A 12,596-nucleotide genomic window follows, 5' to 3' on the forward strand; every position below is an offset into this window, starting at 1 on the left:
CTATTCCTTATTTATTTTCTCATACGCGTTTGCTGGCGTTGTTGCTGTAAGCGAGCTTTGAGCGCGTCGTGATTGGAGGTGGTTTTTACGCCTTGGGTGGCTTGTTTGATGGCATCGCCATGAGACATAGCAGAAGAGGCGCCCCCTTGTTTCATCGCTTTCATCATCTGTTGGTGAGCGTTTTTCGGCACTGAGCGAGATTGAGATAAATCTCGAAAGGCTCGCCCAACGGAACTTTGGGAGGCCATAGCGCCAAGCGTGGCCTTACCTAACTTACCAGCGCTACTGGCTATGGCTTTCCCTCCCGATACCGCGCCTTTGAACACAGGTGAGGATTTTTTCAGCTGGTCAAAGCCTTTGGATGCCCTTTGCCCGGGGGTGGTTTTCCCCGCCAATTGCGCGGCCTTGCCTACACCGCCTTTCGCCAGCGATGCTGCTGCCATGCCAATACCTGCCATTGCGCCCAACAACCCCGCGGCACTGTTCACTGCGCCAGCCGCATTAAACACAAAGCGGCCCGTGGCGAGGCTGGATGCTATGGCGGGCACCGTGTTGACGAGGGAGTAGTAAATCACCGACATCACCACCATCATCAGATAATCCGCTGAGCCCTCTCCTGGGTTATTAATAAAGCTCAAAAACGTCTCATTACCGATGATGACCAAAAGCTGCATGATGAAGATTTGCACTGACATGCCAAGCACGGTGGTGAAGTAGTTCATGCCGTGGTCTCGCGTCCATTCACTGCCGAGAAAGCCCATCACAATCACCCCGCCATTGAGGATGATGAACGAACCAATCAGTAAAATGGTCAGTTGCGCCGCGATGAGTGCCAGTGTAATGAGCACAATCAAGCCACTAAACCCAATGACGACAAATTGCCCCGCATCAAAGCCTGCGCTGGACTCCCATATTCGATGTGCCAGGGTTAAACCCAACTCCACAATGTTCGAGGGAGAAAGTTTGGCGTCACTACCTGATAGACGTGAGGCGACTTCCTGCATCGAATTGAGCACTGTCCACGCCAACGGCGAGGCATTGACGACCAAAAACCAACAAAAACCCACGGTCATCACCCGCTCAAACAGCTCCGCAATAAAGTGCTCCAGTCCTTTTTGATGCAGCCATAATTTGATGGCCGACCAGGTAAAGCTCGCAATCACCAACAACCAAAACAAGTTGGTTACCGCGTCGGTAATAATGGGCTCCCAAGTGGCGGTAATGGCGTTGAATTTGTCGAGGATGGTGTCGAGGGCGTTATTGTTGTCAGCAGCAAGGGCGGGATGGCTTAAGAAAGTGAGTAGGACTAGCCCTTTTCTCATGGTGCCTCCCAGATGGCGGTGGTGTCGTAACCGGTATCAGAGAGGCCGTTCACTTGTATCACCTCTTTAATGACGCGTTTGCCCTCTGGCGTTCGAGTCATAAACACCACCGCATGGATGCCACTGGCGATGATCGCGCGATTGGGTGTGGCGGTCGCTTCACTGACGCATTGTTCCAGCCTAGCGAGTCCTTGTTTGGCTGAATCGGCATGAATGGTGGCGATGCCGCCCGGGTGCCCCGTGTTCCACGCTTTAAGTAAATCCAGTGCTTCGCCGCCGCGTACTTCCCCAACGATGATGCGGTCAGGGCGATAGCGCAGTGTGGTGCGAAGTAAGGTGCGCATCGAGACATTGGCGCTGTCATTGGTGCGCTTGATCACATGATTGGGCGCGCTGCATTGCAGCTCATTGGTGTCTTCAATGATGACCATGCGCTCATCCGGTGCCACCATTGAGATTTGATGCAACAACGCGTTACTGAACGTGGTTTTGCCAGAGCCGGTGCCCCCCGCGACCAAGATGTTGCGCTTATCAACAATCAACTGACGTAATACATTAGCGGCTTCTCTGCTTAACGTTCCTGCCTTGATGTAGTCATCAAAGGTAAACACGCGCGTGGCCTTTTTACGAATGACAAAGCTTGGGTTTTCCACCAAAGGCGGAATAAGCCCTTCGAAGCGGCTGCCATCTAGGGGCAGTTCACACTCCAAAATTGGCTGCGTGGCCGTGACCGTCTGACGATGATAGTCACTGACGGCATTAAGAATGCGCGTTGCATCCTCGGGCGTCACTTCACCCACGTGCGTCATCGCTTCCCCTTGACGCTCAATCCATAACTTGCCGTCAGGGTTGAGCATGATTTCAGTTAAATCAGGGTCTTCTAAATAATCAAGTAACCCGGCTTGTAAAAAATGATGGCGAATGCCTTGCAAAGCTCGGTTCATCGCGACCTCCTTACCATTTCATGCTGGGATGTTGCCACTCTTGTGACCAGTCCTTGCCATCGGTTGGGTCCACATTGAGCGGTTGGGTGAGCATTTTCTCTTCGGCAACGCGCTGGCGCTCCACCGTATCGGCGTCCGCGGCCATTTGCGTAGCGCTCATCTGGATTTGCGTTTGCATCAGGGTTTGCAGTTTCTGAAGCTGCTGAGCCACTTGTGCGAGCAATTCCGCGTTCGCCTGAGCGATTTCCATTGCACCATCGGCGCCTTGCACATGCGACTGAATGGACGCGACCGTTTGATGGTCGTCGACCTGGTATTGACTCATTTGCTGCGCCAGTGCCAGTGAACTTTGCGCCGTATCCCGTAGGGCATTGCCCTGCTGCTGATACGTAGTCACTGAGTTCATGTCGCTAATCGATTGGCCCTGATAGGCTTCGGTGCCGCCAAACAACTGCTCAAATTGCTGATTCATGTTGGCCATCGCGAAAGATATCGACTGACCGCGCGACGCAATGGTGTTGAGATTGCGCAGCTGAGATTGAATGTCGCCCCATTCCATGTTCTTCAAGTTTTTGAGGTTTTGAACTTGGTATTGCACGTTCTTGACCGAGTTGAGCGTTTGCTGCACCTCTTCGACGTAACTTTGTGCTTGGTTGAGGTTGGAGGTCATCATTTGGGTGAAACTGGCGCAGTTGACACAAAACAGTGCCGATGAATCAAATGAGACCAACACACTGCACAAGGTCAGTGCGCTTAACGTTCGTTTCATTCGTCGTCCTCCAGGATGTGTTGTTGTTTCAGATAGGGCAGATACCAGTTTTCGCCATGCTCACTGACCAATTGACGGATGGTGTTCACACTCTCTTTGTCGGATGCGCCAACAAACGCCAGTGCCAGCTTATCCAAAGACAAGTCCACCAAGCGGCTCCCCGTGGGTTGGTGGACGTAGTAGTCGCGTTTGCGCACGGCGTTTTTGAGCAGGTCGATTTGTTTGTCATTGAGACCAAACTGGTGATAGGTCTTGGCAAACTGCCCCGCCTTGGGATTGGGTAAGAAAATTTGCGTTGGGCACGACTCCATCAACACATCCAAAATGCCCGATTTGATGGCTTCGTTGAGCGCTTGAGTGGCGAGCAACACCAGGCAATTGAGTTTGCGCAGCTCTTTAAGCCATTCCACTAACATGTCTTTAAATACCGGATGTTTGAGGGCAATCCACCCTTCATCAATCAAGATAAAAGACGGGTTGCCATCAAGTTGCCGTTCAATGGTGCGAAACAGATACGACAGGACCGGTACCAAATCACGGTCGCCGCGCTTCATCAGTTGGTCAATTTCAAACACGGTAAAATCGGCAAACGTGAGTGAACTGCTTTCGGCATCTAGTAAGTCCCCTGCGCGGCCATTGATGGTGTAATACCCCACGGCGGTTTTGATGCGTTGGTCTTGCACTTGCGCGCAGAACTCGGTCATTGATAAGCGAGACGAGCCGCGCATGTCACTGAGCGCTTTAAAAATGCTTTCCCGCATCTCGGGGGTGACGGTTTCTCCTTGCAGCACCAAAAGCTGCTCAATGTACTCACAGCACCATTCAAAATCGCTGTCCAAATCCGCCAGTGGCGCAAAGGCGGGCGCTTCCCGTGAGCCGACCGAACCAATATCTAGGTGCAAGCCGCCAAGCTGACTCATGGCGAACATCGAGTACTTTTTATCAAAGGCAAACACCCGTGCATTGTGGTAGCGGTGCATCTGCGCGACCAGCATGGCCAGTAAGGTCGATTTTCCCGCCCCTGTTGGACCAAAGATTAAGGTATGCCCCACATCGTCCACATGCAGGTTGAGTCGAAACGGTGTGTTCCCCGTAGCCGTACACATCATCATCGGCGGGGAAGCCACCGGATAAAATGGACAAGGGCAGTGCGCCTCTCCGGTCCAAATGCTTGCAATGGGCAGCAGATGACACAGATTCAACGTGCTCAGCAGTGGGCGGCGTATGTTGTATAACGAGTCGCTGGGCAAAGTGCCGAGTAACGCCTCGGTGGCGTTGAGGCTTTCTACGCGGCACGTCAAGCCGAGGGTGTTATTGAGCACACTGACGACAAACTCAGTGACTTCTTGCAACACTTCTCTATCAACATGACGCAGCACAAACGTTGAGGTGTACTGACCATAGTTAAGACGCCCCGCGGACACTTCGTTTTGGGCCGCTTGGTATTGGGTGACCATCTCCAGCGCGTCTTCATCCACTTTGGGCTCGGGATTTTTTAACAGCTTGTCGCGAAATGAGGTGACTTTTTGGTCCCAATTCTTGCGCTCTTTATCGAGCAATTGATGCGCTTCGCGACTGTCAAAGAAGATAAAACGTGTGCTCCAGCGAAACTCCACGTTCATCAAACTTAAGTGATGCAGCATGTTGGGGTGGCTGAAATCGGGGAAGCCATCAATACTGATAACGCTCGTGTACTGCTCGCCAATTTTAGGCTGAAAGCCAGGCCAACACTCGACGCTGCCTAATAAGCTGTCTAGCGGCAACGGAGTGCAAGCCGCAGAAACAGGATGCCATTGTCCGGTCAAGGAATAGCGTAAATACGACAGCAGCTCATCGAACGGTTGGCCGTCGCGTTCAACCAGCTTTAAGCGCGTGATGGAAGAAAACACATTGGCGAAACTTTTTTCCAGCTCGGACATGCGTTCTTTAAACAGCGCCAGGTTGCGCTGCGCTAAGCTCACGCGTTTGGTGTCACCGTGGTCAAAAAGCAAATCGGTAACTTTGGATAAACGCTTAGCGGTTGGGCGCCAAGTGATAAACAGCACCGAGCGGGTCGCAAACTTGTCGCCTTGCGACTCAAAGAACAGCCGTCTGGAGTCGTCCATCATTTGCATCACGGGGTGGGGAAACGCCGAAGACTCGGCGTCGGGGTAGGAGTCGGCAATTTCGCGGATGGTGTCCACATGGAGCATGTAGCCAGAACCTAACGAGGACAACGTTTGGTTGAGACGGGCGGTCATGGCGTTGCGCTCTAGATTGGTGGCGGTGTCCACGTCCATGCCTGTAAAGCGCCACCCTGCGGTAAAGGAGCCATCCTTACCGAGCATGACGCCGTCATCGACCAAGGCCGCCCAATTGAGTAAATCGGGGAGTCCCTCGGCTTTATCGCGGTAAGATTTAAGGGATAACATAGTAAAACCCTATTCATAGAAGCAAAAAAAAGCGCTCGGGTTAGCGAGCGCGAAGAGAGTGAGACGGTTTGTGCAGATACTTGACGCCAGCTGCGGGGTAATAACGCTGAAACTTTGCATAACGGCGATACACCGGACGTAACTGCGCGTCGTTTTTGGCCATGAGTCTTGTGATGAGTAGCATCACCAAAAATAGCACCACACCGATAACGGCGGTGTAAATGTTTTGCAGAACCACCAACACCAGGGCAAGACATCCTGCCCCCATGACTAAAAAACGGTCACCGCCCATGAAGAGATTGGCGCGGTTGAACGGATAAATCGGCGTAAACTGCAATTCATCATCGTCATCCATCCATGCCTCCTTACATCACCAGGGCGCCAGAGACGCCAAAGAGCATCGTCAGTAGGTTAACGGCGCCGACGATAACGGCGACCACCAAACCTATCATCATGATGGTGCGTATAAACCCATCCATCTCGCCACCAAATATTAACCCCACACTGCCAGCGACAATACCGAGTGCAGACGCACCAAAAGCGACGGGGCCGGTGATCGAATCCACAATGCGCTCTAAGGGGGATTCCCAAGGAAGGCCGGTGCTCGATGCGTTAGCTGCAAATGAATACAGCCCAACGGAGGCACCTAATATCAGACGCTCGCCAGAGCGCTTAAGTTTTTGAATTAAAGACATACAACTTCTCCAGAAATAGAAATAACGCAGCACTCTTAGAAAAAGTGCTGCGTTATTGCGTGATAAGTTTTGCGTCAAGGTAAGGATTGAGCCCTAGGGCACGCAGTTCTTGCATGATTTCGAGTTGGCGACGGGCGTGGGCTTGCCGCTTAGCGTGCTCAGCTTCTTTTTTGCTGAGGTTTTTGATTCGGCCATTGGCTTTCATTGGGCATTCCTCTTTTCTGAAAACAAAAAAGCCCCATTGGTGTGACCCAATGGGGCTGCTTAAATAAGCAAGGTGTAATGATCGGCTTTAGAGATCCGGCTGTGCTCTCTGCTGAGAAAGCACAAGCGGATCACTGCTGCGGGAACAGCGAAGATAATAGCGTATTGAGCGTGTCGTCGTCGGGCGATTGAAGCCCCATCGTTTTGACGGGCGTCATGTCCCGTGAGCTGGATGTCGCGCGCTCGGTTTTGGTTCTTAATGCTCTCGCACAGAGCTTGTGATTTTTATGCTTTGCTTTAAAGCAACGAACTTTAGCTGTCATGAATATTGCTCTTCATTTAACCATCGATAAAAGCCTGCACGTTGAGTTGTTCCGGCTTATGAACAACGCCCAGCCTCCGCCGCTTTGCGGATGGGTGTGATTGAAGAGCATTTTTTCCGCAGCAATGATGCGACGTGGCCTCTTCGTCGGCCGTTCTAACGTCCGTATCATGTCGTCATCTCGACGAGCTCGATAACGGCGAACGGTCTGCCTTGGCACGAATTGGTGGAGGTTGATGAAACGCAATGAGTAAGAAATGCGTGTCAGTGCAGAGCCTTCAAAGAACATTAAAAAATTAGCCACAAATAGGCACTAAAGAGCCTATTCTAATGGTGGGTAAATTTTTTGTCACTAATTCAATATTGTTTTTGTGGTTTTTTTTGTAATTTTTAAGCTCTAAAGTGCTTATTGGAGGAGTGGACAGGCGGTTGATTGTGTTTAATTTAGGATTAAGATTCATGTTAGGAAATCCGTTGTTTATTGTATAAGGGATGCTTTGATGCATGATGAAGACGGCAAGGTGTTCGTTGAAGTAAATAAGAAATGTGGGGCGAGAATTAGATCAATTAGAAAAAACCGAGGCTTTAGTGCAGAAGTCTTAGCGGAGTTGTCCGGTGTTTCTGAAGGTTATATCACTAAAGTGGAAAGAGGAGAAAAAAGCCCAACCCTTTCTACCCTCTCTCGCTTAGCTGACGCACTGGAAGTCCATATCGTTACATTTTTCACGTTTGAGTAAAAAAAAATAAGCTCTATAGATTGTTTTTTTGAAGGAGTTCTTGTATCTGAAGTCCGAGAAAACTTGCTATTTTATATAGATCCGTAACTGTAAAATCCCGTTTAGTTTCATTTATGTTTACAGCCGCCAGCGGCTTTGTTGCGTAATTCGATGGAACTAAATCAAGAAACTACGATCTGAGCGGCTACGCCCATCAATCGTCGTAGCCTCATGCCTAAACCTCGTTACAAAACAACTAACTGGAAGCAGTACAATAAATCCTTAATCAACCGTGGTTCTCTGACCTTTTGGATTGATGAGGAAGCGATAGCTGAGTGGAAGCAAAACAAACAAGGCAAGCGTGGTAGACCTCGCCGATTCAGCGACTTAGCCATTACTACCGCACTGATGGTGAAACGCGTTTTCTCTATGCCCTTGAGAGCGCTGCAAGGTTTTCTAGACTCCGTATTTAAGCTGGCTAACATCCCGCTTGTTTGCCCGCACTACACCTGTATAAGCCGCCGAGCTAAGGAAGTTGAAGTTTCATTTAAAACCAAAACCAGAGGAGCAATACAACATCTGGCCATTGATGCCACTGGCCTCAAGGTTTATGGCGAAGGTGAATGGAAGGTCAAGAAGCATGGAACTGATGGGAAGCGAAGAGTCTGGCGTAAGCTGCATATCGCGGTAGATACAAGCACCCACGAAATAGTCGCAGCAGAGCTGAGCTTATCTAACGTAACTGATGCCGAAGTGCTCCCCAACTTACTCAAGCAAACACGTCGTAAAATCATTGAGATATCAGGCGATGGCGCTTATGACACAAGGAATTGCCATGATGCCATACGGATCAAGCGAGCTGTTCCGCTCATCCCGCCAAGAGAAGGAGCAGCCTTCTGGGAACAAGGGCATCCTCGTAACTTAGCGGTAGGTTGCCAGAAGCTCTACGGCTCCAACAAGAAGTGGAAAAAGCGGTATGGCTATCATAAGCGCTCTCTGTCAGAGACCGCAATGTACCGAGTAAAACAGTTGCTAGGTGGGAAATTAAGTCTAAGAAATTACAACGCTCAGGTTGGCGAGACTTACGCCATGATCAAAGCACTGAACAAACTTACAGGGCTTGGTATGCCTGAAACTCAGTATATTGTATAACAGTCGCTCAACTTTAGGAGGTTTGGTTTCTCGTCTGAATTACGCAACAAAGCCGCCGCCAGCACTTCTTTTTTTTGCATTCCACGGCGGTGGCAAATTTGGGTTATGTTTTCATGTAGTTCACTAGTGTAATTAACTGTCATCAGAAAAATCCTGGCACTTTTACCGCATTTGTTGATTTTAAATTTATCAAAAAGGTTGAATGACGGGTATACAAAAGTAATTGTTAGCAGTACCCCACGAGGGGTACTGTTTTTGGGCATTATTCACAGGTTTTCAAAAATGACTAATTAAGTAAGATGTCAATAATTGATTTTATCGCACAGTCGATAAAGTACTAAGTCTTCTATATTGTTTGTTTGGTTGCGATCTTTTAGCTTTCGTCTCGCTCGGTAGGAATATACTTTAATCATATTTGAATCTCTCTCTAACAATACAGCCGCCTTTTTTCTTCCATAGAAATAAGACAATAATAAACACTGGCCTTCTAGTTGAGTGCATTCTGGCAAAATTATTTTAGTAATAACGCTTACATTATCCAAACGCTTAGATAAATCCATAATTGATATATTTGAGTTGAGGAAGGAGATTTATTGTAGAGATATGTCTGTTTTTTTTGGTTCTTTAGTGCCTTTGAACATAGTTAGTCAGCAGTTGCCAATGGTTAAAAGTTTTGTATAATAACAATCAGTCTTCGATTCAAGAGTGCATTACATAAAGCACTGCTACATAGCGTTCTATGTAGTGTATTTTTCGAAGATTAGAGTGTGTTGGGGGTGAGATCCTGACGTTATAGCATTCGCAAATAAAAGCGCCTATCCTACAGTGGGCGCTTTTTTGTACCCGAAATCAAAGAGTTGATCTTTTTGATCGTTTCGATTACATTGAAACGAATGTGTTCGGACTCTCAATCCGCGACACTCCCAAATTCTGTAGGAACTTAAAAATGACCTTATCTAATTTTTTCAGACAACCAGATCAGCACCTTCCCCTCCCCCACTACTTAAGTATGGAATTCTTGGGAAGAATAGACGCTGAGGTTTTGTCTGATGCGTACCTCTAGAAAATATTGTCTCTCAGACAACCCTCAAAAAGCTCAGAAAGCGGCGACAGAAGCGGCCTATCGTGCTCGTCGTAAGGCGCGTAAACACGAATTGGTTGAGCTACACAAGGCCGTTGTGGCCGCAGAAAATGCCAAAAAACCTAAAACCCCCTTTCTGATCGCGTTTAGATCTCGTCGTTTACGCCGTGATGGTATTGTCGAAACCTTGCCTCAAGAATTTGCACGTATCTTAAAAGCGTGTGAAGAGTTGATCACGAACAAGAAGCGTTTTGCAGCCCTATATGCTTGGGGCGGTGATGGTGTGAACAACATCCAGTGCCGTGCAAACATTGCGCGAGTTCTGGCGTGCATCCTGGTTAACACAGATTTGATTGGTGGCCGCATTGGTGAACCAACCGAAGCGGGCATTAAAACCATCAGTTGGGATCAGGTTCAGGAAGATTACGCTTTGCGCTTTGGTGAGTACATTGCACCAAAGTCGTTTGCGAAAGCGTTAAAGTATTTACGTCGAGCTGGCTATCTGCATTGCGAACGTATTAACGTGAATGTCGATGAAGAAGAAGGTGCGGTTCGTAGCGCTCCAGCTTACAAGCAGCTCACTGAGCGTTTCTTCTCAGATCTCAAGGTTGTGCGTTATCCTAATATTGTTGAGCTTATCTTGGCTACTCGTAAGCGTCAGGAGAGCAAAGGACTGTGTTTCAAGTGGTTGTCGTTCCGAGATATCGCTAAGAAAGTCCAAGAGATCTACAACGGTAAGAAACTTGATAGCTATGCTGAGGCTACCGCTTCCATTTTTCAAGCGTTCAGTCCTACCCCTGCCTTTTCTCCTCACTAAATTTTGAGCGTATCCGCGCAAGCGGAGGATTTCGCACGTCTATAGAACATGGAAATTGATCTATATCACATAATTTCTACTCTTGTTGCCATTCCTCAGTCTTATAGTTCTCCTTATTTCCCTTGTTTTTCCGTGCCATATGCGGATTTTCATTTATCCACTAAAAAGGTAGTGCAAGAGAATAGAAAAAGGATTTACCCTAAGAACACCCCCGATTAACATGCCGTGCTTATGAAAACTTAGTACCTAGACTTTGTATATAGATAAATATAAAGATAAATATTTAAGAAAAGATAATCGCTTCGCTCAGTGATACCTCCCATCAAAAGCTAATCAACCACAACAAAAATATGAACCACTATGAAAGCTTTTGACGGGCCCCAACAGCCAGCATCAAGTCAAAACATTAAAAAAAATTAGAAGCACTAGCTGGCTGCACTGAACCTTTCTTTTGTCATTCGACAGGAACTTATCGAGCATATACGTATGATTTCGTGGAACCCCAACTCAATGACCGAGCTTAATTCCACCAATAGCGCCAATCAGGGTCTAGCAGGGCGAGGGGCAATTTTTGTACCGGATACTACCGTGAATGCAAATCGCTTCTGAGGATGTGGATAGGACGCATCTTACTCACTGCGTGAGCGCGTTCTGGTATTCGTCGCGTAGCTCCTCATGAAAATTATTAGTTACAATGTCACATTTGCAAGTAAAAAATGGCGAAATGTCATTAACACTTCGCCATTATGAGGTTGTTCAGACAGTCAAACATTAAATATGGGATTCCACGCCGACCCCACTGTTTGGTTGTGTTTATCTTTAATTTTTCGCTCTAGCCTTTAAAAGGATAACTTCCATGCTTCTGTCTGGATCGGAAGACCAAATCTCGTTGTCGTCAATATTATTACCGTTGTACGGGTGCTTTTCGCCAGTTCCAGTATTCCAAACAAGCACGTCTACAACATTTCTAGTCGCTAGCTTTTTCCATACTGCCTTACCGCCGATCATTTGTTCGAAATCTGAAACTATTTTCATTCCACTGGCCTGCACCAACAGTTCGTATAACGCAACAGCTATGCCAGAACCTTGTTGTTTCATTTCAGTCGCAACTAATTCAACTTGTTGGTATTGTTCGTTTTCGAAGACCCTAGATACTCGTATTAACCCATCACGATCTTGATTGAATTCCATTTTAGTGATCACGTCGTGGCGACCTTCTGCGTTTTTGTCTGCATTAATCACACAAGCAAACGCATTTGTCTTTTCGCGATAGAACTTTATTTTTAGACCAGCATTAGTCTCAGCGTTTGTGATTAATTCACTCGTTCTCTCTAGGAAGTCGTCCGAATATCCCGCTGGCATTATTGGGAGGTTGTAACCGTTAATGATTACAGGCATATAAGTCTCGCTCTAGGTTCTTTCGTGAAGAGTTTGCAAATAGTTAGCGAACTCTTCCAATCATCGGGAGCTACCCTAACAGTCCAAGAATTATAGACAAAAAAGAGGTTGCGTTAAAGCAATGGTTATTTTTTGATGTTTACAATTAATTGACTACAGTGGGCTGTATACAGGTTGCTGTAAACGTAATTGTGTTTACAGTTATTTCCGAACCAATATTTACTCGCAAACATATCACTATGTGTAAACAACAAAACTAAAGCTTTTTCCTGCGTCTTCTACCATCATTTGGCATGTTATAGACACCCAGTAATGTGAAGCATCTTCTTGTCTTAAAATGGATTCAAACTTGTTTGTGACAATTTTTTCTGCCTTCAACCTTTTCATTAATGGGTTAATTGTTTCCATCCAAAATGAACCCTTAAAAGTTGTTTCGACATCTTCAACTTTTTCCCAATCAGGATGGTCAATGTCAGCGATCGCGTCACGAACTGCTTTTGCTTTTTTCTGGGCTTCTTCTTTCTCTTGTGGAGTTATTCTGAATTTGCTTGTTTTGATACTGTAAGTTAATAAGTAATTGGCTGATACCATTTGCTTTTCTCCATTGGTTACTAAACTATAAACAATATTTTATCGTAAATATTGTTTATACACTTGTGTGATACGGAATGATTGTTTTTGAAAATGAACAATTAATAAACATCTTTATGTAAAAATCGATTTATAAATTTCCCTTTTGGGATTTTTCCTACACGGGGAGTTGCG

General features: G+C 47.1%; 14 protein-coding genes. 3 read left to right on the top strand and 11 right to left on the bottom strand.

Annotated features, from left to right (window positions below; genetic code table 11):
* Positions 1 to 11 precede the first annotated feature (11 nt).
* The 9 genes from trbL to ACLIIY_RS28390 form a co-directional block, all read right to left on the bottom strand.
* Positions 12 to 1,322: a P-type conjugative transfer protein TrbL gene (gene trbL, locus ACLIIY_RS28350; protein WP_086598053.1), complete on the bottom strand. Its 1,311-nt coding sequence runs from the start codon at positions 1,320 to 1,322 to the stop codon at positions 12 to 14.
* Positions 1,319 to 2,266, bottom strand: a complete 948-nt coding sequence (gene trbB, locus ACLIIY_RS28355) for a P-type conjugative transfer ATPase TrbB (protein ID WP_140352576.1) — start codon at positions 2,264 to 2,266, stop codon at positions 1,319 to 1,321. Before trbB ends, trbL begins: the two co-directional genes overlap by 4 nt.
* Positions 2,267 to 2,276: 10 nt before the next feature.
* A complete protein-coding gene (gene trbJ / locus ACLIIY_RS28360; protein WP_140352574.1) occupies positions 2,277 to 3,035 on the bottom strand; it encodes a P-type conjugative transfer protein TrbJ in 759 nt (252 codons plus the stop codon).
* Positions 3,032 to 5,446, bottom strand: a complete 2,415-nt coding sequence (locus ACLIIY_RS28365; protein ID WP_434529548.1) for a conjugal transfer protein TrbE — start codon at positions 5,444 to 5,446, stop codon at positions 3,032 to 3,034. The genes trbJ and ACLIIY_RS28365 overlap by 4 nt, the downstream gene beginning before the upstream one ends.
* Positions 5,447 to 5,486: 40 nt before the next feature.
* Positions 5,487 to 5,801, bottom strand: coding sequence for a conjugal transfer protein TrbD (trbD, locus tag ACLIIY_RS28370; protein WP_017449280.1), 315 nt, complete (start codon positions 5,799 to 5,801; stop codon positions 5,487 to 5,489).
* A 10-nt stretch (positions 5,802 to 5,811) separates the two neighbouring features.
* Positions 5,812 to 6,141, bottom strand: a complete 330-nt coding sequence (locus tag ACLIIY_RS28375) for a TrbC/VirB2 family protein (protein ID WP_050914570.1) — start codon at positions 6,139 to 6,141, stop codon at positions 5,812 to 5,814.
* A 52-nt stretch (positions 6,142 to 6,193) separates the two neighbouring features.
* On the bottom strand, positions 6,194 to 6,346 hold the full coding sequence (locus tag ACLIIY_RS28380) for a hypothetical protein (protein ID WP_162998356.1): 153 nt from the start codon (positions 6,344 to 6,346) through the stop codon (positions 6,194 to 6,196).
* 130 nt (positions 6,347 to 6,476) lie between these two features.
* On the bottom strand, positions 6,477 to 6,668 hold the full coding sequence (locus ACLIIY_RS28385) for a hypothetical protein (RefSeq protein WP_139309237.1): 192 nt from the start codon (positions 6,666 to 6,668) through the stop codon (positions 6,477 to 6,479).
* Positions 6,669 to 6,963: 295 nt separating this feature from the next.
* Positions 6,964 to 7,128, bottom strand: coding sequence for a hypothetical protein (locus tag ACLIIY_RS28390; protein ID WP_187299507.1), 165 nt, complete (start codon positions 7,126 to 7,128; stop codon positions 6,964 to 6,966).
* 39 nt (positions 7,129 to 7,167) lie between these two features.
* Here ACLIIY_RS28390 and ACLIIY_RS28395 point away from each other — a divergent pair, with 39 nt between their 5' ends.
* The 3 genes from ACLIIY_RS28395 to ACLIIY_RS28405 all read left to right on the top strand — a co-directional run bounded on the left by ACLIIY_RS28395 (position 7,168) and on the right by ACLIIY_RS28405 (position 10,433).
* On the top strand, positions 7,168 to 7,404 hold the full coding sequence (locus ACLIIY_RS28395) for a helix-turn-helix domain-containing protein (protein ID WP_050914823.1): 237 nt from the start codon (positions 7,168 to 7,170) through the stop codon (positions 7,402 to 7,404).
* 210 nt (positions 7,405 to 7,614) lie between these two features.
* Entirely contained in the window at positions 7,615 to 8,535 is a 921-nt protein-coding gene (locus ACLIIY_RS28400; RefSeq protein WP_010446562.1) for an IS5-like element ISVa2 family transposase, read from the top strand.
* Between the two features lie 1,049 nt (positions 8,536 to 9,584).
* Positions 9,585 to 10,433, top strand: coding sequence for a hypothetical protein (locus ACLIIY_RS28405; protein ID WP_050914821.1), 849 nt, complete (start codon positions 9,585 to 9,587; stop codon positions 10,431 to 10,433).
* Positions 10,434 to 11,252: 819 nt separating this feature from the next.
* Here ACLIIY_RS28405 and ACLIIY_RS28410 read toward each other — a convergent pair.
* Together ACLIIY_RS28410 and ACLIIY_RS28415 are read right to left on the bottom strand one after the other, a co-directional pair.
* Positions 11,253 to 11,831, bottom strand: a complete 579-nt coding sequence (locus tag ACLIIY_RS28410; protein WP_050914820.1) for a hypothetical protein — start codon at positions 11,829 to 11,831, stop codon at positions 11,253 to 11,255.
* A 237-nt stretch (positions 11,832 to 12,068) separates the two neighbouring features.
* On the bottom strand, positions 12,069 to 12,422 hold the full coding sequence (locus tag ACLIIY_RS28415) for a hypothetical protein (protein ID WP_050914819.1): 354 nt from the start codon (positions 12,420 to 12,422) through the stop codon (positions 12,069 to 12,071).
* Positions 12,423 to 12,596 lie beyond the last annotated feature (174 nt).

The organism is Vibrio sp. K4 (assembly GCF_051122595.1).
Classification (GTDB): Bacteria; Pseudomonadota; Gammaproteobacteria; order Enterobacterales; family Vibrionaceae; genus Vibrio; species Vibrio owensii.

Excerpts from the sequence above, each read along its gene's own strand:
- trbL (WP_086598053.1), bottom strand. The coding sequence starts at position 1,322 with ATGAGAAAAGGGCTAGTCCTACTCACTTTCTTAAGCCATCCCGCCCTT.
- trbB (WP_140352576.1), bottom strand. The coding sequence starts at position 2,266 with ATGAACCGAGCTTTGCAAGGCATTCGCCATCATTTTTTACAAGCCGGG.
- trbJ (WP_140352574.1), bottom strand. The coding sequence starts at position 3,035 with ATGAAACGAACGTTAAGCGCACTGACCTTGTGCAGTGTGTTGGTCTCA.
- ACLIIY_RS28365 (WP_434529548.1), bottom strand. The coding sequence starts at position 5,446 with ATGTTATCCCTTAAATCTTACCGCGATAAAGCCGAGGGACTCCCCGAT.
- trbD (WP_017449280.1), bottom strand. The coding sequence starts at position 5,801 with ATGGATGACGATGATGAATTGCAGTTTACGCCGATTTATCCGTTCAAC.
- ACLIIY_RS28375 (WP_050914570.1), bottom strand. The coding sequence starts at position 6,141 with ATGTCTTTAATTCAAAAACTTAAGCGCTCTGGCGAGCGTCTGATATTA.
- ACLIIY_RS28380 (WP_162998356.1), bottom strand. The coding sequence starts at position 6,346 with ATGAAAGCCAATGGCCGAATCAAAAACCTCAGCAAAAAAGAAGCTGAG.
- ACLIIY_RS28385 (WP_139309237.1), bottom strand. The coding sequence starts at position 6,668 with ATGACAGCTAAAGTTCGTTGCTTTAAAGCAAAGCATAAAAATCACAAG.
- ACLIIY_RS28390 (WP_187299507.1), bottom strand. The coding sequence starts at position 7,128 with ATGAATCTTAATCCTAAATTAAACACAATCAACCGCCTGTCCACTCCT.
- ACLIIY_RS28395 (WP_050914823.1), top strand. The coding sequence starts at position 7,168 with ATGCATGATGAAGACGGCAAGGTGTTCGTTGAAGTAAATAAGAAATGT.
- ACLIIY_RS28400 (WP_010446562.1), top strand. The coding sequence starts at position 7,615 with ATGCCTAAACCTCGTTACAAAACAACTAACTGGAAGCAGTACAATAAA.
- ACLIIY_RS28405 (WP_050914821.1), top strand. The coding sequence starts at position 9,585 with ATGCGTACCTCTAGAAAATATTGTCTCTCAGACAACCCTCAAAAAGCT.
- ACLIIY_RS28410 (WP_050914820.1), bottom strand. The coding sequence starts at position 11,831 with ATGCCTGTAATCATTAACGGTTACAACCTCCCAATAATGCCAGCGGGA.
- ACLIIY_RS28415 (WP_050914819.1), bottom strand. The coding sequence starts at position 12,422 with ATGGTATCAGCCAATTACTTATTAACTTACAGTATCAAAACAAGCAAA.